The 26,582-nt window shown below is 55.4% G+C and carries 21 protein-coding genes; 16 read left to right on the forward strand and 5 right to left on the reverse strand.

Annotated elements, in window-relative coordinates:
• Positions 1-169 precede the first annotated feature (169 nt).
• The 3 genes from OUO13_RS16825 to OUO13_RS16835 form a co-directional block, all read right to left on the reverse strand.
• Complete coding sequence (locus OUO13_RS16825) at positions 170-2,707, reverse strand: diguanylate cyclase domain-containing protein (protein ID WP_283175061.1); 2,538 nt, start codon at positions 2,705-2,707, stop codon at positions 170-172.
• A 207-nt stretch (positions 2,708-2,914) separates the two neighbouring features.
• Entirely contained in the window at positions 2,915-3,556 is a 642-nt protein-coding gene (locus OUO13_RS16830) for a hypothetical protein (protein ID WP_283175062.1), read from the reverse strand.
• A gap of 193 nt (positions 3,557-3,749) precedes the next feature.
• Complete coding sequence (locus OUO13_RS16835) at positions 3,750-4,403, reverse strand: hypothetical protein (RefSeq protein ID WP_283175063.1); 654 nt, start codon at positions 4,401-4,403, stop codon at positions 3,750-3,752.
• 263 nt (positions 4,404-4,666) lie between these two features.
• Between OUO13_RS16835 and OUO13_RS16840 the strand changes: the two genes are divergently transcribed.
• From OUO13_RS16840 to OUO13_RS16915, 16 genes are all read left to right on the forward strand, one after another.
• Positions 4,667-6,055, forward strand: coding sequence for a V-type ATP synthase subunit B (locus OUO13_RS16840; RefSeq protein WP_283175064.1), 1,389 nt, complete (start codon positions 4,667-4,669; stop codon positions 6,053-6,055).
• Between the two features lie 2 nt (positions 6,056-6,057).
• On the forward strand, positions 6,058-6,666 hold the full coding sequence (locus OUO13_RS16845; protein WP_283175065.1) for a V-type ATP synthase subunit D: 609 nt from the start codon (positions 6,058-6,060) through the stop codon (positions 6,664-6,666).
• Complete coding sequence (locus OUO13_RS16850) at positions 6,663-8,447, forward strand: V-type ATP synthase subunit I (protein WP_283175066.1); 1,785 nt, start codon at positions 6,663-6,665, stop codon at positions 8,445-8,447. The genes OUO13_RS16845 and OUO13_RS16850 overlap by 4 nt, the downstream gene beginning before the upstream one ends.
• Complete coding sequence (locus OUO13_RS16855; protein ID WP_283175067.1) at positions 8,440-8,901, forward strand: ATP synthase subunit C; 462 nt, start codon at positions 8,440-8,442, stop codon at positions 8,899-8,901. The genes OUO13_RS16850 and OUO13_RS16855 overlap by 8 nt, the downstream gene beginning before the upstream one ends.
• Complete coding sequence (locus OUO13_RS16860) at positions 8,898-9,587, forward strand: hypothetical protein (protein ID WP_283175068.1); 690 nt, start codon at positions 8,898-8,900, stop codon at positions 9,585-9,587. The genes OUO13_RS16855 and OUO13_RS16860 overlap by 4 nt, the downstream gene beginning before the upstream one ends.
• Positions 9,584-10,300 (forward strand): DUF2764 family protein, encoded by a 717-nt coding sequence (locus tag OUO13_RS16865; RefSeq protein WP_283175069.1) that lies wholly within the window; start codon positions 9,584-9,586, stop codon positions 10,298-10,300. Before OUO13_RS16860 ends, OUO13_RS16865 begins: the two co-directional genes overlap by 4 nt.
• Complete coding sequence (locus OUO13_RS16870; protein WP_283175070.1) at positions 10,297-12,192, forward strand: V-type ATP synthase subunit A; 1,896 nt, start codon at positions 10,297-10,299, stop codon at positions 12,190-12,192. The genes OUO13_RS16865 and OUO13_RS16870 overlap by 4 nt, the downstream gene beginning before the upstream one ends.
• Before the next feature lie 106 nt (positions 12,193-12,298).
• Complete coding sequence (locus tag OUO13_RS16875) at positions 12,299-12,694, forward strand: response regulator transcription factor (protein WP_283175071.1); 396 nt, start codon at positions 12,299-12,301, stop codon at positions 12,692-12,694.
• Positions 12,695-12,704: 10 nt separating this feature from the next.
• A complete protein-coding gene (locus tag OUO13_RS16880) occupies positions 12,705-13,331 on the forward strand; it encodes a hypothetical protein (RefSeq protein WP_283175072.1) in 627 nt (208 codons plus the stop codon).
• A gap of 13 nt (positions 13,332-13,344) precedes the next feature.
• Positions 13,345-15,498 carry a putative bifunctional diguanylate cyclase/phosphodiesterase gene (locus OUO13_RS16885; protein WP_283175073.1) on the forward strand — a complete coding sequence of 718 codons (2,154 nt, stop codon included), beginning with the start codon at positions 13,345-13,347 and terminating at the stop codon, positions 15,496-15,498.
• Positions 15,499-15,895: 397 nt separating this feature from the next.
• Positions 15,896-17,356: a circularly permuted type 2 ATP-grasp protein gene (locus OUO13_RS16890; protein WP_283175074.1), complete on the forward strand. Its 1,461-nt coding sequence runs from the start codon at positions 15,896-15,898 to the stop codon at positions 17,354-17,356.
• A complete protein-coding gene (locus tag OUO13_RS16895) occupies positions 17,356-18,291 on the forward strand; it encodes an alpha-E domain-containing protein (protein ID WP_283175075.1) in 936 nt (311 codons plus the stop codon). The genes OUO13_RS16890 and OUO13_RS16895 overlap by 1 nt, the downstream gene beginning before the upstream one ends.
• Before the next feature lie 72 nt (positions 18,292-18,363).
• Complete coding sequence (locus tag OUO13_RS16900) at positions 18,364-21,774, forward strand: transglutaminase family protein (RefSeq protein WP_283175076.1); 3,411 nt, start codon at positions 18,364-18,366, stop codon at positions 21,772-21,774.
• Between the two features lie 123 nt (positions 21,775-21,897).
• A complete protein-coding gene (locus OUO13_RS16905; RefSeq protein WP_283175077.1) occupies positions 21,898-24,438 on the forward strand; it encodes a circularly permuted type 2 ATP-grasp protein in 2,541 nt (846 codons plus the stop codon).
• Entirely contained in the window at positions 24,439-25,314 is an 876-nt protein-coding gene (locus OUO13_RS16910) for a transglutaminase family protein (protein ID WP_283175078.1), read from the forward strand. It begins immediately after the preceding gene.
• A gap of 89 nt (positions 25,315-25,403) precedes the next feature.
• Positions 25,404-25,742, forward strand: a complete 339-nt coding sequence (locus tag OUO13_RS16915) for a DUF6482 family protein (protein WP_283175079.1) — start codon at positions 25,404-25,406, stop codon at positions 25,740-25,742.
• Positions 25,743-25,911: 169 nt separating this feature from the next.
• Here OUO13_RS16915 and OUO13_RS16920 read toward each other — a convergent pair whose 3' ends face one another.
• Together OUO13_RS16920 and OUO13_RS16925 are read right to left on the reverse strand one after the other, a co-directional pair.
• Positions 25,912-26,253 (reverse strand): type II toxin-antitoxin system RelE/ParE family toxin, encoded by a 342-nt coding sequence (locus OUO13_RS16920; protein WP_283175080.1) that lies wholly within the window; start codon positions 26,251-26,253, stop codon positions 25,912-25,914.
• Entirely contained in the window at positions 26,253-26,528 is a 276-nt protein-coding gene (locus OUO13_RS16925) for a type II toxin-antitoxin system Phd/YefM family antitoxin (protein WP_283175081.1), read from the reverse strand. The genes OUO13_RS16920 and OUO13_RS16925 overlap by 1 nt, the downstream gene beginning before the upstream one ends.
• Between the last annotated feature and the right edge of the window lie 54 nt (positions 26,529-26,582).

A 26,582-nucleotide genomic window follows, 5' to 3' on the forward strand; every position in this document is an offset into this window, starting at 1 on the left:
TGGCACGTCCTTGTGCCAACGGGCCTTGCGGGGCATCCATGCCCCGGCTGGGTCGGCCGTTGCGGTGAATCCCGGCTCGCCCAGATGGGCATTTTGCAGCCACCTTTGGTGGGTGAAATCGGTGTACTGGTGGATGCTATTCATCCGACGTCCGACCCCCGTCGACTTGTCAGGCCTGAAGCAGAGGTATTTTGTGATACCAGCAGAAGCGGTTTCCACCTTCGTTTTTGGCGGCATACATTGCCTGGTCGGCTTGAATGAGCAGCAGGTCGGCGTCGTGGGCGTCGTCCGGGAAACGGCTGATGCCAATGCTGGTGCCGGTCAGAATGGCGTTGCCGTCGATCAGGAAGGGTTCATTGAGGCTTTCGATAATCTGGCTGGCAATGCGCTCGACGGTCTGGTCTTCAGCAATATTGGTCATCAGGATGGCAAACTCATCTCCCCCCAAGCGTGCTACGGTATCGGCCATACGAATCTGACGGCTAATAGTTCGTGCCACCCGACATAACAGCTGGTCCCCCATATGGTGGCCAAGGGTGTCATTCACTGACTTGAATCGGTCGAGGTCGAGGAACATCAGCACCAAGCGTTGTCGGCGGTCACGATTGTTGATCAGTGCAAGCTCTACCAGTGCCTGAAATTTCAGACGGTTGGCCAGTCCGGTTAACGGGTCGTGTTCGGCCATATGGCGCGCCCGTGATTCGGCCTGACGCCGCTCTTCAATCTGGAAGTGCAGTTCCGCGTTGGCCGCCGTCAGGGCTGCTGTGCGCTCATCGACCAGGTGTTCGAGCTGGTCTTGCATTTTGCGTAACAGGATTTCGGTTTGCTGGCGCTGGCGAATTTCGGTCTCCAGTGACTGGATATTGCTCTGGATGCTGTCGGCCATACCGTCAAAGGCAGTCGCCAGCTGCGCCATTTCATCCTGTTTGCGGGTGGCGAAGCGGAAACTGCGCTCCCCCTGCTGAAAGCGGTTAATACCATTGATCAGCTGTCGGATCTGATTCGACAGGTACACTGCTATCCAGATGGCGATCATGACAACCATCAGAGTCATTGCAGCTGTTACGAGACCTAGATGAGAAGTGGTGGAGGTCATGGTTTCGTTGACACGTTGGTTAACACTGCGGTTATTGAGTTCCAGGTTGGTACTGAAGTGATCAATCTGATGGGTGATTCGCTCACGGGTTTCGGTGGCACTGCGATGAAAGTCGTCAACGTTGGCGCCGATACTGACAAACCCGAAGCCGCGCAAACTGTTGCCATACTGGCTGGTGAAATAGGGGATCGGGGCAACGGTCGTGAGTTTGGAAATGCCACTCCAGATCAGCAAAAACGAGCCGGAGCCACCGTCACGGGTAAGATCCATCCAGCCCCGGCACTGTGGAGCAAAGTCGAGGTAACGACAATCCAGTCCAACCAGCCCTTGTTTAGCCTGGTCCTTTGAGGCTATGCGATGATTGCCCTGATCTTCGTAGTTGGCCAGTTGTTGTGAAAATTCGGAAAACGGCAAGCCGCTGTTCTGGTAGGCGTTCCAGTCTTCTTCCGGTAACCAGGGCACTTCGCGTTCACCAGTCTGGCGGTTAAAGCCGGTAATAAAATAATGACGCGGGTGAGCGATGTTACGACCCAGCTCATCCCAGACAAACGCGTAGTTACCATCGCGGGCGTCACCACTGGTGCTGTAACGTTCGGCGGTCGGGCGGAGATAATCAGTAAAGGCCTGCAAGTGCTGGTGATCCAGTGCGAGGCTGATATACCCCTGCCGCTGGCCGTTGTGATAAATCGGCATCACCCAGCGCACAATCCCTTCAAAACGTTTGCCCAGCGGGTTTTCCGGACCGGCATAGGCTTCCTCTTCCGGTTGATAGTTGAGGCCAGCTTTGGCCGCGGTGGCCGGGGTATAGAGGCCAATCAGATGCGCCGGGCGATATTCGCCAATTACCTCAGAGACATAAATCTCGCCTTCCTTGAGTCCGGCCAACTCACTGAAATAGTGTTCGGAACCAGCAAAGGTGTATTGTCGTTGTTGCACGTTATGCAGTTCCTGACTGAGTGTGCCATCGCGAAGAATTTTCAGCCGTTCCTGACCATCGAGTGCAATCAGGGTCAGCTCTCGATACAAAGGCTGCATGCTGGTCTGGTTGATAGCCTCGGGCTCACGGTAATGCAATTGGGTAATATCCGGATTATCGAGCAGATTAACCGGGGTCTGGTGATGGTTTTTGGTGTTTTCCAGGATTTGCCACTGTGAGCCGTCCGCACTCAGTTGCCATTCCGGAGCAATCGGCAAGGCTGATTGGCGGCTGAGCATAAACTGGCGATAGCTGTCCTGATTCGCCGGTAACTGCGCAGCCAGACGCAGGTCTGCATCACGGGCGTACAAAAACGCGGCGATGGCCCGGGCTGTGTCTGTAGACATTCGTTCAAGATTATCACGAGCACTGTTATCCAGAGCCTGAACCGAATCTTCGATGGCAGCGTCTGCTGCTGAATTCAGCGCACGTACACTTTGCTGACCTTGTTCTGCAAAGCTGGACAGTAATTCATGTCCTAATTGGCGTATCTGGTCGCGGGCCAGAAATGCCAGAAACAGCAGGGGAAGTACCTTGATCAGGACAAACAGCACAATCAGTTTGCCTTTCAGACTCAGACCTTTATTAATGAGGTGAGGGCCAGAAACTCCGGATATGGAGAGAGGTGTCGTCATTATTGTTGTTCCGGTGGCGGTCAGCCGGACCGGCAGGATCGTTCAGACTCCTGAGATTTGGTCCGGGGCGGGCGGCTATTTGAGAATTATAGTCGAGCGCTGCCGGATTTCGTGCTTGCTGGTCAGCATATCCCTGATATTTATGTGTATTATGCCCTGAGCCGACAAGAGTACGGCTCAGGGCTGCGTCAGTAATGGCGAGCAGGATTAGCGCGATGGGCGTCGAAAGCGGTTCAGCAGCATACGAATCACGCCGATATGTTCGTGAGTTTTGAACTGCACCGGAGTATCCAGCGGTCGGTTAAACAGGCGGGTATAACCGGCCAGCCAGGCGGCGCTATAGAACTGGTTAATTTCAGCATGGCTGACCTGCAACAGACGCTGGGCGGTATCGATTGAGGTTGGGCGTGCTGTCAGCAGCGCCGCAATGCGGTAACTGTTGGGAGTGATGGGCAGGCGCGTGAAGTTGGGCCAGTGACGCAGCTGTACCACGTCGTTACTCCGACAGCTCGGTAACAGACGCCCCGCTGACAACTGAAACGCATAACGCCAGAAAAATTCATCAGCCGGACGACTGACCTGACGGGCTCCGGGAATCAACCCGGCTTTCAGTCCCCTCACCCGATAGTCGTTAGCGTTGGCATTGACGATCTGGTCGAAGTTGAGATTGCTGAGAATAAAGCGGCCGGTGGAGCCTGAAATCACCAGGTAACGGTCTGATGAGCAGAGGTATTCGTCACTGCTGAACAGAATCTGAATGTCCTTGTGGTAATCAAATGCCTTGCGGGCGATCCGGAAAATGCCTTCTTCCAGAATATCGGGATGAAAATCCGAAACCTGCTGTGCCATTCCCATACTGCGAGTCCGTTGCTGGTTGAACGTTGGCAGCCATCAGCTGCGTCTGTGCATTATGGTCGATAAAAGTATGGCTGGCCGCCAGTTACCGGTTGGCAGTTTGGCGCTTTTATGAACACCAGCTGTTCAGAATGTGGACTGATTCCCTCCAGCTGCGCGGAGTGGTGTGCAGATTGTTGAGTGTGCCTCAGTCTGCACGAATCAGTCGGCGCCAGAGGGAGCGAATAACTCCTCGACGTTCATTGGCATCACTGGCACTGGGTTGGCTGGCCAGCAACGGTTTCGGGGTGTGGTCGAGGGTGTCGGTGTAACCGGCATAACGAGCGGCGCTGTAAAAACGGAAGGCCTCGGCAATCGGTATACCGAGAGTGCGAGCTGCAACGTCGACCGGTGTTGGGCGTGCGGCCAGAAGGGCTGCAAGGCGTACCATGGCCGGAGTGTGCGGCAGGCGAGTAAAGTTGGGCCAGCGTTGCAGGTAGACCAGATCATGGGACTTGCAGCCTGGTAGTAAACGGCCATCTGTCGCCATACGATAAGCCAGCAGCCAGAAAAATTCGTCAATTGGCCGTGCCTGCTGGTCCAGCTGATCCGCGATGGACGAACCTGGGGTAATCGGATGTACCTTGATCAGATGCTGCTGATCGGCGGCCAATAGAGTGCTGATGGAAAGATTACGGGCAATATAACGACGACTACTGCCAAATATGGCCAGCACCCGGTTAGTGGAGCACAGGTATTCATCGCTGTAGAACAGGATCTGGATATCAACGCCACGCTTGATGGCATCACTAACCAGCGTCAGGGCGGAATGTTGAGCCTGTGGCTGCACTGAAAACCTCACAAGTCTGACCGCCAATGGAACGATGCTACCGTTCGTCGACTGCGGTGTTTGAAACCGGGACTATACCCAATCTGTGACTGTCATCACAAGTGTGATAGTCATCTCGGGTGCTGCTGGCCTGGCATGTGGTAACTGCGATCTGGGAACAGTTGGAACAGTGAATTTTATCAGAAGCTTCTCGTGGCTCGGTTTCGTCTGTCTCATGTCAATGTCCTGTTGTATCTGGCAGGCATCATTGTAGCTGTTATCAGGGAACGCTCGTTTTGAGCCCGTCTATTCAGGAGCAAGGCATGAACCCGGCTGGCAAATCCTATCGTTCTGTTATCGCCATTGTTGGTGATCTGGTGCGGGTACGTGTACCAGTTCCTGCGGCCGGTGATACACCACAGGTGCGGCTGGGCGACCTGGCGGTGCTGACTGAACCGGATGGTAGTGGCAGTCGTCTGGCGCAGGTCATGGATATCCGCGATGAACGGGTATCCCTGCAGGTGCTGGACTCCACCAAGGGGCTGTCGACCGCCGCCAGTGTGACCTTCCTCGGTCATCCGATGCAGGTAAGTTATTCCGGCAATGTGCTGGGACGGGTGTTTAACGGTCGAGGCACTCCGATTGATGGTGGGCCATCACTGGAGTTTGATGCTCGTATCGACATTGCCGGGCCTACGGTGAATCCGATGCGGCGGGTGCTGGCATCACGCATGATCCGCACCAACGTGCCGATGATTGATCTCTTTAACAGCCTGGTGGAAAGCCAGAAAATCCCGGTATTTTCGGTTTCCGGTGAACCCTACAACCGCTTTCTGGCCAGAATTGGCACCCAGGCGGATGCCGATATTCTGGTGTTTGGTGGCATGGGGCTGGGCTTCGACGACTACTGGTTGTTCCGTAAGACCTTCGAAGACAACGGCACCTTTGCCCGTACCCTGATGTTTGTGAATCTGGCGTCCGACTCCATTGTTGAGCGCTTGCTGGTGCCGGATATGGCGCTAGCGGTGGCGGAACGTTTTGCCGTTGAAGAAGGCAAACGGGTACTGGTGCTGCTGACCGATATGACGGCCTATGCCGATGCCCTCAAGGAAATCGGAATCGCCAATGAACGGGTGCCGTCCAATCGTGGCTACATGGGTGACCTCTATTCGCAGCTGGCGCGCCGGTATGAAAAGGCCTGTGATTTTGCCAAGGGTGGCTCGGTCACCATTCTGGCAGTTACCACCATGCCGGGGAATGACGTCAGCCATCCGGTGCCGGATAACACCGGTTACATCACCGAAGGCCAGTTCTATTTGCACAATGGCCAGCTGGACCCGTTTGGCTCGTTGTCGCGTCTGAAGCAGTTTGTGATTGGTAAACAGACCCGAGAAGACCACGGTCAGGTCATGAATACCATGATCCGTTTTTATTCCGCGGCAGTTGAAGCAGAACAGAAGCAGGCCATGGCGTTTGACCTCAATCCGTACGATCAGCAGTTGCTGAAATACGGCCAGCTGTTCCGTCAGCATTTTATGGCGCTGGAAGTGGATATGCCGCTGGAGCAGGCGCTGGATCTTGGCTGGCAGATCATGGCCGACTGTTTTGAGCCGGAGCAGCTGCTGATGAAAAGCGAACTGGTGAAAAAGTATCTGCCAGCACGCCGTGAGTCTGCGGAGGCATAAACGTGGCGCGTTTGCTGTTATCCAAATCCAGCCTGCTGCAACAACGCCAACAGCTGGCGACTTATCAGCGCTTTTTGCCATCGCTGGAACTCAAGCGTCAGCAGCTGATGCAATCGGTAAAAGAAACCGAACAGGCGCAGGCTGAGTGTCTGCAGCGTTTGACCATGCTCGAAAACCGGGTTGCCGAACAGCTGCCGATGCTGGCGATTCAGGAAATCGACTTGCAGGGGTTGGTGAGCCTCAAATCGTTTGAGCGTTTGCGCCGTAATCTGGCCGGAGTCTGGGTGGAAGAACTGGAAACCGTCCGTTTTGAGCGGGCCGCCATCCCTTTGCTGGCGCGACCACACTGGGTGCCGGTATTGCAGCAATGGCTGGAGGAAGCCATTCGTATGCAGCTGCAGGTCGAGATTCTTGCCAGCAACTTGCTGCTGATTCATGAAGCCCTGCGCAAGGTTACCCAGCGTATGAATCTGTTCGACAAGGTGCTGATTCCACAAACCCGTGAGCATATCCGCACCATTCGTATCTATCTGGACGACAAGGCGCGAGAAGCGGTGGTGACCTCGAAAATCGCCAAGGCCCGTCAGCGAGAACAGGAGTCGGGGTTGTGAGTATTGTTGCCCTCAAACACATTCATCTGGTGGGGCGGCAGGCCGACCGCGACGCGATTCTGACGGTGCTGCAGCGTTATGGGCGTTTGCACATTGCCAGCAACAGCGGCGCCAATCCCGACCAGTTGCCTCTGTCGCCACGCTCGCGCCGGGTACAGGAAGCTATCCGCTTTCTGGCGCATAGCCCGGTGTCGCGGCGGCCACTGAAGAAGTTCCAGGGCTTTCACCCGGATCATATCGTCGACGATGTGCTGGCTCTGAAAGAACAGCTGCGCAATACCGAAGACCAGCGCGATGAATTGCAGAAACGGATTCAGCTGATGCGCCCCTGGGGTAATTTCTGCTTTCCGGCCGATACCATGGTGGAGCATTTCCGTCTGTGGTTTTACCGCCTGCCGGTGAATCGTTATGCCGCTCTGCAGCAGGTTGATGTGCCCTGGCAAATCGTGGGTCGCAGTAGCCGTTTCTATTATCTGGTGCTGATCAGCGCCAACGAGCCAGCGGCGCATCTGTTACCGGTGCCACGTGAGCATCTGGGCAGTCGATCCCTTGGGCAGTTGCAGGATGATCTCGACGCCACTGAAACCCGCCTCGAAGAGCTGTATCTGCAACGCCAGGACCTTACCCGTTATCTCAACCTGTTGCAGCAGTTCCGGGCCCGCGCCGACAGCCGTTCGTTGTGGCGTTATGTACGGGCCCAGACCGAAGACCATGAGCCCCTGTTCAGTCTGCAGGGCTGGTTACCGGCGACAGAGCTGGCCAGTTTTGATGAGCAGGCTCGCAACACCGGTTTTGCCTGGCAAGCCCGCGACCCAAGGCCCTCTGAAAAACCACCAACCCTGCTCAAACCGGCACCGGGGTTTGCCGCCGGTGGTCTGCTGGCGCGTTTTTATCAGTTACCGGCGTATGGCAGCTGGGACCCATCGGTACAGCTGTTCCTGTCGTTTGTGCTGTTCTTTGCCATGATCCTGGCGGATGCCGGTTATGCACTGTTGCTGATGCTGCCGTTGCTGTTCGGCTGGAAACGGCTGGGGCGTTCGGAAACCACCCGGGATCTGCGTCAGCTGATGGCCTGGCTGACGGGCGGCGCGCTGGTCTGGGGTGTGCTGGTCGGCAGTTATTTTGGTGTGGCACCGCCACCCAACAGCTGGCTGGCGTGGCCAGTCGTGGTGGATGTGGGTCATTACAGCCAGATGATGCTGTTGTCGGTACTGGTGGGGATTGGGCATCTGACGCTGGCGCATCTGAGTTTGCTGCGCAGTCAGCGTTTTTCGTGGCAACTGCTGGTGGGGCGTTTGGGCTGGATTCTGATGATGCTGATGGGGGTTGGTTTCTGGCAGCTGGATAACCACTGGCAACCACTGTTGTTCGACGGTTTGGGACTGTCGGCCCTGATGGTGCTGATCGGCAACTGGCGTTCGCAGGGTGCGAGCTGGTGGCGCGGAGGTATTCAGGCCGTCAGCGCACTGCTGGATGTCAGCAAGTTATTTGGTGACGTGCTGAGTTACATGCGTCTGTTTGCGTTAGGGCTGGCGTCCGCATCATTGGCGTTAACGTTCAACCAGCTGGCAATCAGCCGCCTGCATGCCGACAGCGGTATTGGTGTACTGGAGGCAGGGCTGATTCTGTTACTGGGGCACGCCATTAACCTCGGGCTGGGCATTATGAGTGGTGTGGTACATGGCCTTCGTCTGAATTTTATCGAGTTTTATAACTGGGGTGAGCCGGGTGAGGGATATGCCTTCAGCCCGTTCCGTCTGGAGGAGATCGAGCATGAATGAACTGGTGATTGCCCTCGGTTGGGCAGGCGTATTTGCGCCGGTAGCGTTAGGGGCTATTGGCAGTGTGATCGGCTGTGCCATTGCCGGGCAGGCCGCCATTGGCGCCATGCTGGATACCGACAGTGGTTACGGGCGTTTTATTGGCCTGTCGGTGTTGCCTTCCTCGTTTGTGATTTACGGCATTGTGCTGATGTTTACCCTGCAGCAACCGGTGCAGGCCTATAACGCCGGTGCTCTGGCCGGGATCGGTATTCTTGCTGGTCTGACTCTTATGTTTACCGGTATCTGGCAGGGGCGTGCCTGTGCCACCGCGATTGCCGCGGCCAAGGAGAAGCCGGAAATCTTCGGGATGTCGATTGCACCGGCGGCAATTGTCGAAGGCTTCGGGGTGTTTGTGTTTATTTTTGCCCTGGTGCTGGCGGGCGCAATTCCGCAGACAGGAGCCTTAGCATGAGCAAAGCCGATAGCCAGATCATTTCCTCCGGGGTGGATGAACTGATTGCCCGTTTGCAACAGGACGGTATCGACGCCGGTAAACGTCAGGCCGACGAACTGGTGGTGGCAGCACGGGCCGAAGCGGCGCGAATTCTGTCGCAAGCGCGCACGGAGGCAGACGCCGAACGCCAACAGGCACTGGCCGATATCGAACGCGAACAGCGGGCGGCTCGTGAATCCCTGCAGATTGCCTTCCGCGATCTGGTGCTGGATATGAAAGCCATGATGGCCAAACGTTTTGCCACCGATGTCGGGCGGCTGGTGCGGGCAGAAGTGGAGCGTCCGCCCATTCTTGAAAAACTGGTGCTGGCGGCAGCGGCGCGCAAGCTCGAACAGGCGGGCCTGCCAGATCAGGCCGAGCTGGAAATCCTGCTGCCTGCTACGCCGCCGGGGCTGGATGATATTCGCCGCGCGCCGGAATCGGCTCGCAGCGGTGCGGTGGCTGATCTGGCGTTTGCCCTGCAGGAAGACATGTTGCGTGAAGGGGTCAGCTTTGCACCGCGCGATGACAACAAGGCCGGTATTCATCTGATCCTGCGTAATGACCAGATTGAAGTGGATCTCAGCGACCGCGCCATTGCCGACCTGCTGCTGGATTATTTGCAGCCGCGTTTCCGCGCCATTCTCGATGGCATCATCCGATGATGAATCACAGCGACGAGGCCATTGCTCTGCTGACCAGCCTGCCGCGCCATCAGGGCTTGCTGGAATCGGCGCGCACGCCTATATCGCGGTTGCGTCTGGAGCGGCGGTTACAGGTGCTGCCAGAGGATGTACAACGCCTGATTGGCGAGATGGAAGCGGTGCTGCACTGGGGCGCATTGGCGGTAGAAACCAATAACCAGCGGCTGGTGTTGCGCCAGCAACATCTGCTGGAGCAGCTGGCTCTGCCCGATGACGGTTATCCCGGCAGTCGTTCCTTGCGGGCGCTGGTGGCTGGTGTGCTCGACTATCGCACGCTGTTTGCCGCGCTGGCGGCCCGTGAAAACGGCCAATCGCAAGCGCCAGTCGGGGAGTGGACCTGCAGTCGTTATCGCCTGCAGATCGAACGCAACTGGCAGGAGCCGCATTTTCATCTGGAACGGGCGTTTCCCTGGCTGCCGGAGGTTCTGCAGCTGATGCACCAGCAGCAACCCTGGCTGGTGGAAAAACGCCTGCTGCAGTTGTGCTGGCAATTTACCGGGCGCTTTCATCGAGAAGGTGATTACAGCCTGTGTGCGGTGATGTTGTACGTGTTGCGCTGGGACATGATTGATCGCTGGACCCGTTACAACAGCAGCGATGCGCGTCAGCGTTTTCAGGAATTGTGCCGGTTGGGCCGGCAAACAGCGATGACCTCCCGAGGAGATGCCGCATGAGTCTGAACGGCAATACCCCATCAGCCCGTATTGTGGCGGTGCAGGACGATCTGGTCACCATCGAAAGCCTTGTGGATGCCAACGGTGACTACCAGCCCCTGATCAAGAACGAAGTGATTTATATCCTGCCGTCGCGGCTGGCGGCGGATGGACGTCAGGAATGGCTCAAGGCCGAAATTCTGCGGATACGCGGCATTCGCGCCGATGCCCAGGTGTACGAAAGCACCACCGGTGTTGGTGTGGGTGATCTGGTGGTGCAAAGCGGCCAGCAGCTGTCGGCAGAACTGGGGCCGGGCTTGCTGGGAATGGTATACGACGGCTTGCAGAATCCGCTGGAAACCCTGGCCGCCCAATATGGCACTTTCCTGCCGCGTGGTGTCGACGTTGCTGCACTCGACCGAGAACGTCAGTGGTCATTCAAGCCGCTGATTCGTGCCGGTGATGAAGTGACGGCTGGAGATGCCGCTGGCAGCGTTGCCGAAGGACGTTTCCAGCATCCGATTATGGTGCCGTTCGACTGGCCGGGACGCTGGCGGGTGGAGTGGATTCTGGAAGGCAGTTACCGCCTGGATGATCCGGTGGCACGCTTGCAACGCTGTGATGGCGGCCGCGCTGAAAGTCGGCCGTTATCCATGAAACAACGCTGGCCAATTCGGCAGTCGTTGTCACAGGCGCTGGTGCGTCTGGGCAAAGCCCAGCGTGAATACCCACAAACACCGCTGACCACCACCATTCGCCTGATAGACACGTTTTTCCCGATTGCCCGTGGTGGCACCGGTTGTATTCCGGGGCCGTTTGGCGCGGGTAAAACGGTATTGCAGGGACTGATCTCACGCTATTCCAACGTCGACATCGTGATTGTGGTGGCCTGTGGTGAACGTGCCGGTGAGGTGGTGGAAACCATTCAGGAATTCCCTAATCTGGCTGATCCGAAAACCGGCGGCACCCTGATGGATCGCACCATTATTCTCTGTAACACCTCGTCGATGCCGGTTGCCGCGCGCGAAGCGTCGATCTACACCGGGATTACGCTGGGCGAGTATTATCAGTCGATGGGCTATGACGTGTTGCTGATTGCCGACTCCACCTCGCGTTGGGCGCAGGCCATGCGGGAAACCTCTGGACGGCTGGAGGAAATTCCCGGTGAAGATGCTTTTCCGGCCTATCTCGACTCGTCTATTCGCAACCTCTATGAACGCGCTGGAGTACTCAGCCGTAACCAGGGTGGCAAATCCCAACAGGGGTCATTAACCCTGATTGGTACGGTATCGCCTGCTGGTGGCAACTTCGAGGAGCCGGTGACCCAGTCGACCCTGGGTACGGTGAAAACCTTTCTGGGGTTGTCGGCCGAACGGGCTTATCGGCGCTTTTATCCGTCGGTAGACCCGTTGTTGTCATGGTCGCGTTACCACGCCCAGTTGCAGCCCTGGTACAACGAACACATTGGCAAAGGCTGGAGCGCGCGGGTGGAAGCACGGCTGGCCGATTTGCATCGGGGCGACGATATCAGCCGCATGATGCAGGTAACGGGCGAAGAGGGGATTACCGAAGAGGATTTTATTCTCTACCAGAAAGCCCTGCTGCTCGACATGGTGTATCTGCAACAGGATGCCTACGATGCCGTCGATGTGTCGGTGCCAATGGCACGGCAACTGCGCCAGTTTGAACTGGTCGAACGGGTGTTCAAATCGGAGCCGTTACTGACCGCTGAGGGGGATCATGAGCGCAAACAGGAGATCCGCCAGTATTACACGCGCCTGACCGGACTGATCAAAAACCTCAACTACGCAGCCGATCAGAGCGGTGATTACCGGAGTTTGCTGGCCAGTGTTGAAACACTGCTGGAAGCCACGCCCGATGCGGTTTCCGTTCCTGCGGAACCTGTTAAATAATTTTACAAAACAAAGGGATTAAAGTAACAAAATTACCAACAAATCTTGCGAAACAGGTTCCCTCGTCTAGCGTTAAATGACAGGAATCGACTCTCAGGATTTGTTTATGTCTCAATTGTGTCTGGTCGCTGATGACAGTTTGTATGCTCGTATGATGCTGAAAAATGCCGTCAGCGAGTCCATGCCTGAAGCGATGTTTCAGGAAGCCAGTTCTGGCCGCCAGGCGCTGGAGTTGGCAGCTGCTGAACAGTACCGCTTTGATTGGTATTTGCTGGATGTCAATATGGCCCCACCGGATGGCTTGGCCACTGCTCGTAGCCTGGTGCAGGCCGGAGTACCGATTGGCCGTATCGCACTGGTTACCGGTAACCGTTCATCTCACCTGATAGAAGATGCTGACCTGATGGGCATCTGCCTCATCAACAAGGCGGTCAGCCCCGACGATGTGCCCGGTTTTGTCGGACGCCTCAGCAATTTTTTCGCTGGTCAGACAGCAGAGTAAGAGGTGGCGGATGAATGCACAGGCAGAAGCCATATCACTGGATGTACTGGCAGAATCCCTCAATCTTGGATTAGGTCACGTGATTGATGAGTTGTCGGAAATTTCCAGCAGCCGGATTGAATTGCATGTCCCGGAAGTGAGCATGGTGCCACGCGCAGATGCATTGGTATTTACCGAACGTATGCGTGATGCTGGCAAGGCCATTTTTGTGCAGCAGCGCTTCAGTGGCGACATTTCGGGTGAGGCCCTGCTGTTCTTCAGTGAACAGGAAAGTCTTAATCTGCTGAATGGTTTACTGGGCGATCCTGAAGATTGTCTGGTGGAGTTTGCGGCTACCGAAGAGGAAATGCTGCTCGACCTCACCAATGTGGCTGTGTCAGGGGTGATTTATGCACTGTCGAGTTTATTGGGGCTACGCATTAATACTGAGCTTCCTCATTGTGAATACGGCTACTTCAACGATCTGCGTGATAGTGCGACCCTGATTGGAGAACTTGATGACATGGTGCTGTTTTTGACCATCAGCTTTACTGTGGTGAGTAAAAACTCTCGTGCCCAGCTCATGTTTTTCCAGCCACGGGATACCCTTACCCGGCTGTTTGATCACATCCGGACGCGTCTGAATATTCATATATGACAGTCCCATGAATATGGTTAACAGCTTATATTGCCAGATCATAAACCTGATAGATGCAGGTATTGTGGTACTCGCACCTGGCGGCAGAGTTGTGCTCTGGAACCAGTGGATGGAACGCTGTTCCGGTATTGCTGAGGCGTCGGCGATGGATCAGGTTCTGGAAGATCTGTTTCCGGAAATCCGCAACAGCCGTATCAGCCGTGGCATTCACAAGGCGCTGCAGATGAATAGCCCATCGGTATTATCATCCCGCCTGCTGGACGCCAGTTTCCCTCTACATCGACGTCTGATTACCGGTCTGCGCAAGTCAGAACGGATGGTACAGTCCATTCTGATCAAACCCTTTGAGTCGGATGACGACGCCCGTTTTTGCGTGATTTCGATTTTTGATATCAGCTCATCGGACATGCGTGAGAGAGCATTGCGCACGCAGTCCAACATGCTGTCGCAGCTGGTGCAGGACCTGCAGCAAAAAGATCACGAACTGGTTTCCCTGTTTGCCAATACCCAAAACGGTATTCTGATTTTTGACCGTTCCGGTCTGGTGCTCAAGGCCAACCCGGCGGCGGCGCGTATTTTCCGCCAGCTGCCACACAAGCTGTTGCAGCGCCCGATCTGGAGTCTGGTTCGTGAAATCGGCAGAGATTACTTCGGGGCTGAACATTCGGACGATGATATCGAACGCCTGTTACCCACAACCGATGATGAACGTGAAATGACCGGTTTGCTGGAGGATGACAACACGGTGCCACTGTCGGTAACCGCCAACAGTATTCCTTTTGCCGATCGTCCTCGGCGTTTTTTTGTGTTCGTGAGGGACATTACCGAAAAGAAGCGGGCGGAAGCGCAGTTGTATCATATTGCCCGCTTTGATGGTTTGACCGGGCTTTGTAACCGATATTCGTTTCTGGAGATTCTGGGGCGAGAAATTCGTACTCACAGTCGCCAGCACTGGAATCTGTCGGTGTTTTTTATCGACCTTGACCGCTTCAAAAGTGTGAACGACAAGCTGGGCCATGAAGCCGGTGACCAGTTACTGAATCAGGTTGCCCAGCGCCTGACGGCCTGCTGTCGCGACAGTGATACGGTGGCACGTTGGTCCGGCGACGAGTTTGTGTTGTTGCTGCCGCAGCAAAATCACCAGCGTTCCGCGATTACGGTGGCGGAAAAAATACTGGCGACAATCTCTCGTCCTTTTATGCTGATGGGGCAGGAGGTCTACATCAACTGTAGTATTGGTATTGCCCAGTTTCCGGATGACGGGGGGGATGCCGAACGCCTGATTTTCTGTGCTGATCAGGCCATGTATCAGGCCAAGGAAGACGGCAAGGGCCTGTTCCGTTTCTTTACTGCAGAAATGAACGAACGCACGTTGCAGCGTTTGAAAATCGAAAGCGAGCTGCGCACGGCGTTGCGGGAAAACCAGTTTGAGCTGTTTTATCAACCACAGGTGGATGTCACGACTGGGCACATGGTCGGAGTTGAAGCCCTGATTCGCTGGAATCATCCAGAACGTGGGCTGGTATTTCCCGACGCGTTTATCAGCATCGCTGAGGAATGTGGGTTGATTGCCCCTATTGGTGCCTGGGTAATGACTCAGGCATTTGAGACGGCTTCACGCTGGTACAAGCGTGAGGGAAATCCGCTCACCATGTCGATCAACATCTCTCCGCGCCAGTTTATCGATGAATCACTGGTGTTCACCGTTAGCAAACTGATCAATTCTGTTGGTTTTCCCGCTGATCGAATTGTATTGGAAATTACCGAAGGCCATTTGATGGGCAGCGGCCACGACACGCTGGCGGCGTTACGTTCACTGAAGTTGCTGGGGGTACGTATTGCCATTGACGATTTTGGTACCGGTTATTCATCCCTGGCGTATTTACGCCATTTGCCGGTAGACATCATCAAGATTGATCGTCAGTTCCTGAACGGCGCTGCCACCAATCCGATTGATGCCAACATTGTTTCCGCGATTATTGATCTGTCCCATGCGCTGAATCTGGAAGTTCTGGCGGAAGGTATTGAGCATCTTTCGCAAATGGAGCTGTTGCGCCTCAAGGGTTGTGATCAGGCTCAGGGGTATCTGATTGGTAAACCCATGGCTTTGCCAGATCTGTTATGTTGGTATCAGACGTTTTTCAAAAATGACATTGGCATGAAATGATACAAGTAGTATCAATCGGTTCCGGTATTGATATGAATATGCCGTTTTCAGGTTTTAAAGCTCATTTCCTGACCAGTTCGATAAACATATGACATTATGATGGCAATAATCGTTGTCAACATTGACAAACTGGACAATCATGTTTATGCACTGAACTGGTGCGAATATATGCCCGTAATTTCACTACCTGCTTTTTATTGGGGCGATGATTTGTCACCATCGTCGCCAATATTGATCTGTACTGCGCCTGTGCTGGAGTTGGCCCCGTACGTGCTTGCACAAGTATGGGGAGAGTGGTTTACTCTTTCCGACCTAAATGCAGTAAAAATGGTGGGCTCCGGCCGCCGGCCGGGCTGGTCATTACTTATAAGCCTGAAGGCAGATCTCAGGGAGCAGTATGTCTATCGAGTGGAAGGATTATGCACCGGGTGAGTTCTACGACGAACTTATCAGTAGTCCCGGATGCGCGCGCGAACCCGCAGAACAATTGATCGAATATCTGCAGACCCTGTCTGATGAAGATATCAATTCGAGAAAAATTGCTGCTGAATCCACTATCAAGGAAATGGGGGTGTCATTCACGGTATATACCGAGGGTGGCAATATTGACCGGGCATGGCCGTTCGACATCCTGCCGCGGGTTATTTCCAAAACCCAGTGGGATAAAACCGCCGCCGGTCTGAAGCAACGCCTGAAAGCCCTGAACATGTTCATTGATGACCTTTATCACGAGCAGAAGGTCCTCAAGGATGGCATCGTTCCCGAATTCGTTCTGAAACAGTCCGTCAACTACCGCAAGGAATGTGAAGGCGTAAGCCCACGTTTCGGTGTCTGGGCCCACGTCTGTGGTACCGACCTGGTACGCGACAAGGATGGCCAATTTTATGTACTGGAAGATAACCTGCGGGTCCCTTCCGGTGTCTCCTACATGCTGGAAAACCGCTCGATCATGAAGCGTGTTATTCCGGAAGTGTTTGAGAAAGTAAACATTGCCCCAGTGGGCGATTACCCTGAAAACCTGTTCGATACCCTGGCCGCGCTGTCACCTCGTGACGTCGAAAAGCCGGTGGTTGTGGTGCTGACTCCGGGTATCTTCAACTCTGCCTATTTTGAACACGCTTTCCTGGCACAGCGCATGGGTGCTGAACTGGTAGAAGGCAGTGATCTGGTGGTGCTGGAAGACAACTGCGTCTACATGAAGACCATCGCTGGTCTGGAACGTGTGGACGTGATCTACCGTCGTATCGACGATATGTTCCTCGACCCTGAAGTATTCCATCCGGAATCCGTGTTGGGTGTTCGTGGCCTGATGCGTGCATGGCGTGCCGGTAACGTGGCTCTGGCCAACGCTCCGGGTGCCGGTGTGGCGGACGACAAGGTGGTATATGCCTTTGTGCCGGACATCATCCGTTATTACCTCGACGAAGAACCGCTGATTCCGAATGTTGAAACCTTCCTGTGTTACGACGACAAGCAGCGTGAATACGTACTGGCCAACCTCGACAAGCTGGTTGTAAAACCGGCCAACGAATCGGGCGGCTACGGCATGCTGGTGGGGCCACATTCGACCAAGAAAGATCGTGAAACCTTCGCTGAGCTGATCAAGGCCAATCCGCGCAACTACATCGCCCAGCCAACGCTGGCGTTGTCCACGGCGCCAACCATTGTTGGCAAGAACAAGGTGGAACCTCGTCACCTCGACCTGCGTCCGTTTGTGCTGCAGTCGCGTGACAGTTACGTCACCACTGGCGGTCTGACCCGTGTGGCCATGAAAAAAGGCTCACTGGTGGTTAACTCCTCTCAGGGCGGTGGCAGTAAGGACACCTGGATTGTGGATACCGGAACAGGAATTGAATAATGCTTTCCAAGGTAGCTGAACGGATTTATTGGTCAGCCCGTTACCTCGAGCGGGTTGAGAGCACTGCGCGTTTGCTCAGTATTTACGACAAGCTGATGTTCGACCTGCCGCGTCGGGTCAACCTCGGCTGGTATAACCTGATTGTGATCAACAGTCTGGAAGAGGACTTCAACAACCGTTATTCGGTTCGTGACGAACGCAACGTGGTGAAGTTTCTGCTGGGGGATGACAACAACCCTTGTTCGGTTGTGAACTCCTTGCGAGCGATCCGCGAAAACATTCGAACTACCCGTGACGTCATCCCAGGTGAAGCCTGGGAGATGGTGAACGAGCTGAGCCTGTTTGTGCAGGAAAGCCTGGCGCACGGTGTTAACCGCAGTGTGCGTCATGAATTCCTCGAAAGCATCGTCAAGACCTGCCAGCAAATTGTGGGTCTGCTGAGCGTCAACATGACACGTGACGAAGCCTGGGAAATGTTGCAGCTGGGTCAGAACGTTGAGCGTGCCGACATGACCACCCGTAACCTCGACGCCGGTATTGCCGCCATCCAGCAGGTTCAGGATGACGATTACGCCGTTAACGCCCGTCAGATCATCTGGGGCAACGTTCTGCGTTCCCTCAATGCTGACCAGCCGTACCGTCGTGCCATGCGTTCGTCCATCAAGGGCGACACAGTGGTGGACTTTCTGATGGGTAACGAACAATTCCCGCGTTCTCTGACCTTCTGTGCCAACGAAATTGCTGAGCGCAGCAAGCGTCTGCCGAAGTCCGAACAAGTGGTAGAACGTGCTCTGGCTATTCGCAGTGAAGTGAGCCGTTTGCTGGAGGCCGACGAGTTCGGCGCTTCTTTCAGGGATGACCTCAACGATCTGCAGGTTTCCCTGGCGGAAGTTCATGGCTTGATCCAGACCACCTGGTTTCTGAGCGATAAGTAATTGTGCCTATCATCCCCGCTGCCGACCTTGTGTCGGCGCGGGTGTATATGAATTTCCAGCCCGGGAGCTGTTATGACCATTCGTGTTGCGATTGAACACAACACCTATTACGAGTTTGACAGGCCGGTTTCACTGTCACCACACGTGATCCGCCTGCGTCCGGCCCCCCACAGCCGTACCCCGATTGAATCCTACAGTCTCAAAATTGAGCCTAAAAACCACTTCATCAACTGGCAGCAGGATGCTTACGGCAACTACCTGGCGCGTATCGTTTTCCCGGAGAAAACCCGCAAGCTGTCGGTAGAAGTGGAAGTGATCGCCGATATGACGGTGATCAATCCGTTCGACTTCTTCCTCGAAGAATACGCCGAGAAATTCCCGTTCGATTACGACAAGCAGACCCTGAAGGAACTGCAACCGTATCTGGAGCTGGAAGAGCAGGGCGCTCTGTTCAAAAAATTCGTTGACGCCATCGACCTGAAAGAACGTCGCACCATCGATTTCCTGGTAGACCTCAACATGAGTCTGCAGAACATCGTTGAGTACTGCATTCGTCTGGAACCGGGTGTGCAGTCACCTGAGGAAACTCTGGAACTGGCCAAAGGCTCCTGCCGTGACTCCGCCTGGCTGATGGTGCAGGCGCTGCGTCATGTTGGTCTGGCTGCCCGTTTTGCTTCCGGTTATCTGGTACAGCTGACCCCGGATGAAAAACCACTGGATGGCCCTGCTGGTCCATCTGCAGACTTCACCGACCTGCACGCCTGGTGTGAAGTGTATCTGCCTGGTGCTGGCTGGGTGGGTCTTGATCCGACTTCCGGTCTGTTTGCGGGTGAAGGTCATATTCCGCTGGCCTGTACGCCGCACCCGGTTTCGGCCGCACCGATTAACGGTTTCACCGACAAGTGTGAAGTGACGTTTGACTACAAGAACGAAGTCAGCCGTTTCCACGAAGACCCGCGTGTCACCAAGCCATACACCGATGCCGAATGGGCTGACGTGATTTCCCTGGGCCAGAAAGTCGACAAACTGCTGCAGCAGGAAGACGTCCGTCTGACCATGGGTGGTGAGCCTACGTTTGTTTCCATTGACGATATGGAATCCGCGCAGTGGAACACCGAAGCGCTGGGTGCGCACAAGCTGAGCCTGGCCAAAACCCTGTTGCTGCGTCTGCGTGATCACTTTGCTCCGCAAGGTCTGCTGCACTACGGTCAGGGCAAATGGTATCCGGGTGAAGAAGTGCCACGCTGGGCGCTGGGTGTGTTCTGGCGTAAGGACAACCAGCCAATGTGGCTGCGTCCGGACCTGCTGGCCCGTGTCGACAAAAACTACGGTCACACCATCAATGATGCGACCCGTTTTACCGAACACCTGACCGGTTTGCTGAACCTCGACAGCCAGTATGGGCAAGCCGCCTTTGAAGATGGTTTGCACTACCTGCTGCAGGAACAGAACCTGCCAGCCAACATTGATGCCCGTATCGCCACTGCCAAGGACGACCTTGAACGTCGCCGTCTGGCGCGTGTTCTGGAGCAGGGTTTTGAAACCCCGACCGGTTACGTGCTGCCGCTGGAGTGGGATTTCTATGGCCAATGCTGGACGTCCAGCAAGTGGGAACTGCGCCGTGGTCGTATCACCCTGATTCCGGGTGACTCGCCAATGGGTCTGCGTCTGCCACTGCAGGGCCTGCCATGGTCGGAAGAAGTGCCGCTGATCCAGCAGGCCGACCCGTTCCGCACCACCGAGCCGCTGCAAACCCGCGAGGAAATTCTCGAAACTGCACGTAGCCATGGTGGCCCGGCACCGTTTGTGTCACCTGCTCCGCAAGGTGCGACGGTGGCGGCACAAACCGCTTCCAGTGAAGAAATCCAGGCTGCTCGCAAGAAAGGCCAGCAGACCGGCACCATGTGGCGCAACGTGGTTCGTACCGCGCTCTGTATCGAACCTCGTGATGGCAAGCTGCATGTTTTCCTGCCGCCACTGCCGTACCTGGAAAGTTACGTTGCCTTGCTGACCATGATCGAGGAAACCGCTGCCGCGCTGTCGTTGCCGGTGATCATTGAAGGTTACGAGCCGCCACGTGACTGGCGTCTGCAGAAACTGCTGGTAACCCCGGACCCGGGTGTTATCGAGGTGAACATCCATCCAGCCAATAACTGGGATGAGATGATGAACACCATGACCGAGCTGTACAAAGCGGCTCGTGAATCCCGTCTGGGCACTGAGAAATTCATGCTCGACGGTCGTCACACCGGTACTGGTGGTGGTAACCACATTACCCTGGGTGGTCTGACCCCGGCTGACAGTCCAATGCTGCGCCGTCCAGACCTGCTGCAGAGTTTTGTGACCTACTGGCAGCACCATCCGAGTCTGTCGTACCTGTTCTCCGGTGCCTTTATTGGTCCAACCAGTCAGGCACCACGGGTGGACGAAGGCCGTGACGAAGGTCTGTACGAACTGGAAATCGCCTTCCAGCAGATGCCAAAAGGGGAAACCGCCATGCCATGGCTGGTGGACCGTATCATGCGCAACCTGCTGATCGACGTAACCGGTAACACCCACCGTGCCGAGTTCTGTATCGACAAACTTTTTGCACCGGGTGCACCGTCTGGCCGTCTGGGGATTCTGGAATTCCGTGGTTTCGAAATGCCACCACACAGCCGTATGGCGCTGGTGCAGGCACTGCTGATTCGCGCGCTGGTGATGCGTTTCTGGAAAGAACCGTACCGTCAGCCGCTGGTGCGCTGGAATACCCAGCTGCACGACAAGTGGATGCTGCCGCATTTCATCTGGGAAGACGTAAAAGAAGTTGCCCGTGACCTGCAGGAACATGGCCTGGACTTCCGCGCCGAATGGCTGCTGCCGTTCGAGGAATTCCGCTTCCCGCACTACGGCCGTGTGCAACTGGGCGATGTAAAAGTGGAGCTGCGCTGGGCGATTGAGCCTTGGCACGTGCTGGGTGAAGAAGTGTCCAGCTTCGGTACATCCCGTTACGTGGACTCTTCGGTTGAGCGTCTGCAGGTGAAAGTGTACGGCATGACTAACAACCGTTATGTGTTGTCCTGTAATGGTCGTCGTGTACCGTTGACAGCAACCGGTCGTCACGGCGAGTACGTGGCGGGTGTGCGTTACAAGGCGTGGGCACCACCATCAGCCCTGCATCCGACCATTGGTGTGCATTCACCACTGGTGTTCGACCTGATCGACACCTGGAACGGACGCTCGGTGGGTGGTTGTACCTACCACGTATCGCATCCGGGCGGTCGCAGTTACGACACCTTCCCGGTGAACTCGTTCGAGGCGGAATCCCGTCGCGTTAACCGGTTCTCCACTGTGGATCACACCCAGGGTGTGTTCTCGGCTCGTCCGGATATTGATGCGGTGCGCAAGTTCTTCCCGCACACCACACCACGTCCGATGTCGCCACCACCGGAAGAGTCGCCAAACGACTATCCAAACACTCTGGACTTACGTCGTCAGCCGTAAGGCCGGGTGTTGCGGCAAGGCTGAGCCTTGCCGCCGGATCTGTCATAATGGCCGCCTTTGCGGCCATTTTTTTGCCGATTGACTATTTTTTGCACTCACCCTTTACCGGAAGCGAGCTGTTGCATGTCGCAGACCTTGTCACCATCACAGACCAGCGCTACAGAAGAACTGCGTTATCGCGCCAATACCGAACTGGCTGATGAAGCGGTCACCGCAACCGGAGACCTGAAACCGCATTGGACCTATCTGCTCGACAGTATCAACGAGCTGGGCCCGAAAGCATTTGCGGATCGCCAGAGCAAGGCGCTGCGAATCCTGCGTGACGACGGTGCTACCTACAATATTTATAGCGACCCCAATGCCAGTGGCAGTCACACCTGGAACCTTGATCTGGTTCCGTTTGTACTGAGCAGTGATGAATGGGGACGTATTGAAGCTGGTCTGCTCGAGCGGGCCGAGCTGTTTAACCTGTTATTGCGTGATATTTATGGTCCGCGTGATCTGGTGCGTCTGGGGGTTATTCCACCAGAAGCGCTGTTTGCCCATCGGGGTTTCCTGCGTGCCTGTCAGGGTGTGCGGATTCCTGGTGATCACGAGCTGATTCTGCATTCGGTGGATCTGGTGCGAGGTCAGGATGGCCGTATGCTGGTGCTTGGGGATCGCACCCAATCGCCAAGTGGTGCTGGTTACGCTCTGGAAAACCGTAACGTGATGTCGCGGGTATTCCCGAGTCTGTTCCGTGATAGCCATGTGCATCGTCTGGCGGCGTTTTTCCAGCGTATGCGTGCCAAGCTGACGTCGCTGTCGCCAAATCAGAGCAACCCGCGTGTGGCCGTATTAACGCCCGGTGCGCATAACGAAACCTATTTTGAACACGCCTATCTGGCTAACTACCTGGGTTTCCATCTGGTCCAGAGTGATGACCTGGTGGTTCGTAACGGTTTCCTGTGGATGAAATCCCTGGATGGCCTGAGCCGGGTCGATGTACTGCTGCGCCGGGTTGATGACTGGTTCTGTGACCCGGTGGAGCTGCGTGGCGACTCCCGTCTGGGGGTGGCGAGCCTGCTGGAGGTTGTGCGTGCCGGTAATCTGGTGATTGCCAACCCGCTGGGTTCCGGAGTGCTGGAAAACCCGGTATTCCTGCGTTACCTTCCAGAGATCAGCAAGCAGTTGCTGGGCCGGGAATTACGTTTGCCATCGGTACAAACCCACTGGTGTGGTGAAGCTGAGGACTTGTCTTATGTGCTCGGCAATCTCGAAAATCTGGTGATCAAGCCTTTATATCGGTCACCTGACAGTCGTAGTACCTACGGTCCGGAATTGGGTAAAGCTGCTTTGCAACAGCTGGCAGCACGTATCAAGGCGGATCCGACACAATACGTGGCCCAACCAGTACTCGAGGCGTCTCATGTGCCAACGTTTAATCATGATTCCCTGGTACCACGCCCTGCGATCTTGCGCAGTTTTGCGGTAGCCTCGAATACGTCTTACACCATCATGCCGGGTGGTCTGACCCGTGTTGGTCTTGGCGAGCGTTCCTTTATGATCACCAGCCAGGCCGGATCGAAATCCAAGGACACCTGGGTGGTGGCATCCGAGCCGGAACGTATGCTCAACAACGAGCATATTGATGAACAACCGGGTACTCGCGAAGCCGACCTCATCAGCTTGCCAAGCCGGGTGGTCGAGAATCTGTTCTGGATGGGGCGTTACGCCGAGCGTGCCGAAGCGGCACTGCGGATGCTGCGTACCACCTTTATGATGCTCAACGGCGAAGAGCGTATCAGCAACCTGGCCCAGAACCAGTTGTTGCATGCTGTCTCCATGCTCACTGCCACACCGCCAGCGGCGGGGCAGAGTTCCGAAGAGGCCCTGCGTGGCATTATCCAGAACGGTCTGGTGATTCGCAGTATCTCCGGCAATCTGCGTTCCATGCTGTATTGCGCGGATGAAACCAAGGAACTGCTGTCGTCGGATACCTTCCGGGTCATCAACGATATTCGTGATGCCCTGACCACGCTGGATCGCAACTTCTCCGGCAGTCTGGCATCGGCCCCTGAGGAGGCTCTGGACCCTCTGGTAACGGCACTGATGGCACTCTCCGGTCTGACCCAGGAAAGTATGATTCGTGGCTTCGGCTGGCGTTTTATGGATATGGGCCGCCGTCTTGAGCGTGGTTACCAGATTTCTACCGCTATCAAGTCACTGGCGGTGCCGGTGTTGTCGGAGTCGGATCAGAGCAAACTTTGCGAAGCCTTGTTGCTGTCGCTGGAAGCACTGATCAGTCACCGTCGTCGTTATCGTGCTCGTATCGGTGTGCCGACTACCCTCGATCTGGTGATGATGGACAACACCAATCCGCGTTCGCTGATTTATCAGATTGAACAGCTGGGTCTGCATATTCGTGCCTTGCCGCGTAGCAAAACCCAGTTGCATGAACTGCCTGCAGACGAGCGCCGGATTCTGGAATGTGAGTCCTTGCTCAAGCTGTCGTCACTGGCCGAACTCAGTCAGGCCGACGGTTTTACCCGCAGTCAGCTCGACGAACTGATGAAAAAGATCTCGGCCCTGTTGTCAGGGTTGAGTGACCTGATTACCGACAAATACTTCGATCACCGCGAAACCTCACAACAACTGGTTCATAGTGCCTGGGAGTCCATTTAAGTGCTGTACCGCATTCGTCATACCACCGAGTACGTTTATCACAGCCGGGTCTCGCACTGTTACAACATGGCCCATATCTCGCCACGTGATACGCCGCGTCAGCAATGTCTGTCGAGCCGTATCGACGTGTTGCCAGGGGCGGCTTTCAGTGCCAGTCGTACCGATTATTTTGGCAATCAGGCCTACCACTTCGAAATCCAGAAGCCGCACAAAAAGCTGGTAATTACCTCGACCAGTGATGTCCGCACCGCGGTGCAGAGTGCCAATCTGGAAGAGCCGGGCATGACCTGTGGTGAAGCTCGTGCGGCCTTGATGGACAAATCGGATTTTGAATCCTTGCTGGCGCGCGAGTTCTTGCTGGATTCACCCATGATCAAGGCGTCGGATGAGCTGCGGGAGTATGCCGAGGAACTGTTTGAGGACGGCAAACCCTTGTTGGTGGCTGCTCTTGAGCTGACCCGCAAGATTTTTGCCGAATTCACCTACTCACCGGCGGCCACCACCATTGCCACGCCTATTCACGAAGTCATGGCGACCCGTAAGGGTGTGTGTCAGGACTTTGCGCATCTACAAATTGGTTGCCTGCGTTCCATGGGCTTTGCGGCCCGTTATGTGTCCGGTTATCTGGAAACCCTGCCACCACCGGGGCAGGAAAAAATGGTAGGGGCGGATGCTAGCCACGCCTGGTTGTCCGTGTTTATTCCAGGGACTGGCTGGGTCGAGTTTGATCCAACCAACGACTGTATGGCTCACGAGCAACACATCGTCACTGCATGGGGGCGTGACTTCTACGACGTTACCCCATTGTGTGGGGTGATTTACGGTGGTGGTGAAAACCCGGTATTGCGCGTATCGGTGGACGTTGCCCGTATCTGACAAACCTGTCCTTGTACAAATAAAGCCTTCCAAAATACTGCAATTGTTATACAGTGGTTATACAAAATAACCACTGTATGAGGTGTTGCATGTTAATCAGCCTGCGTGAACTTCAGCGCCAGCCGCTTATAGATACCCTCGTTGTGCATTCTCTTGACCTGATGCTGTATCAGGTGTCGGTTGTTCTGGATGGCCGTGAACTGTATGTCACCGACAATCAGGGCAAGCTCTTGCGCAGCCATAATCTGGTGTCGATCCAGGCCTTGTTTGAAGGCTGGCCTGTCGCCGAGATGCGCCTGCGCCAGAGCAGTGCCTACGATGAAATGATTGGCCAGCCTTTGCGTGAAACCAATCAGCTTGACGTGCCTCTGGGGCGAAATCGGGTAGGGGAGCCGTTGCAGGTAGCCGCGGTGCCAACCCGGCATTAAGTCCGGGGGATTTCCGTAAAGTGGATGAAACCATCGGTTGGCAAAACAACAGGCAATAAAAAACCCCAGACGACAGAATCATCTGGGGTTTGATATTTGGTGGCTGACTGTTGAGCAGGTGCTGACTCGATTCCCAAGCTTATGAGCCCTAGCTGGGGGCCACTATTGGTCAAGCTCCTAACAGGCGACGTGCGAGTGCGGATTGCATGTCACGGCGTCCGTCTGCAATCAGGTAAATAATGACTTGGTTGCCTGCGATGCGGTAAATCAGGCGGTAGGGTTTGAAGAAGGTCTGGCGGTATTCTTTGATTCCGAAACCGACCAGCTCCTTCGGGTAGCTGCCACGTTCAGGGAATTTCGACAGACTCTCCACAACGACCATTAAGTCATCCAAAACCGCGCTGGCATTGGCTACGCAGTCGAAGTCACAGATGTAGTCGTAGATAGCTTCCAGGTCCTGCTCAGCACCTTCGGTAAGCAGGACCTCAAATCTGGCAGAGGTGCCCGGCATCAGGTGGAGGCTCTCTTGGCGCGGAGGCGGGCGGCAACGTCAGCCACGGGCTTGACCTTGCCAGCAACCACATCCTGATTACCCAGTGCCAGAATCTTAAGCAACGCCAGTGTTTCTTGGGTCTCTTCGTATGAAGCGACGTCCTGAATGACGGCCTTTGCTTCACCATTCTGGGTAATAATCATGGGTTCGCGCTGCTCTGCGAGTTGCGTCAGAACCTCGGCCGCGTTGGCCTTGAGATAGCTGATCGGCTTGACTTGTGATGAATAGCGCATGGTGGCGCTCCAGTCTGAGGTCGGACTGAATGTAGTCTTTATATGGTCTTGTGG

It is taken from the genome of Parathalassolituus penaei (assembly GCF_026626885.1).
Classification (GTDB): domain Bacteria; phylum Pseudomonadota; class Gammaproteobacteria; order Pseudomonadales; family Oceanobacteraceae; genus Oceanobacter; species Oceanobacter penaei.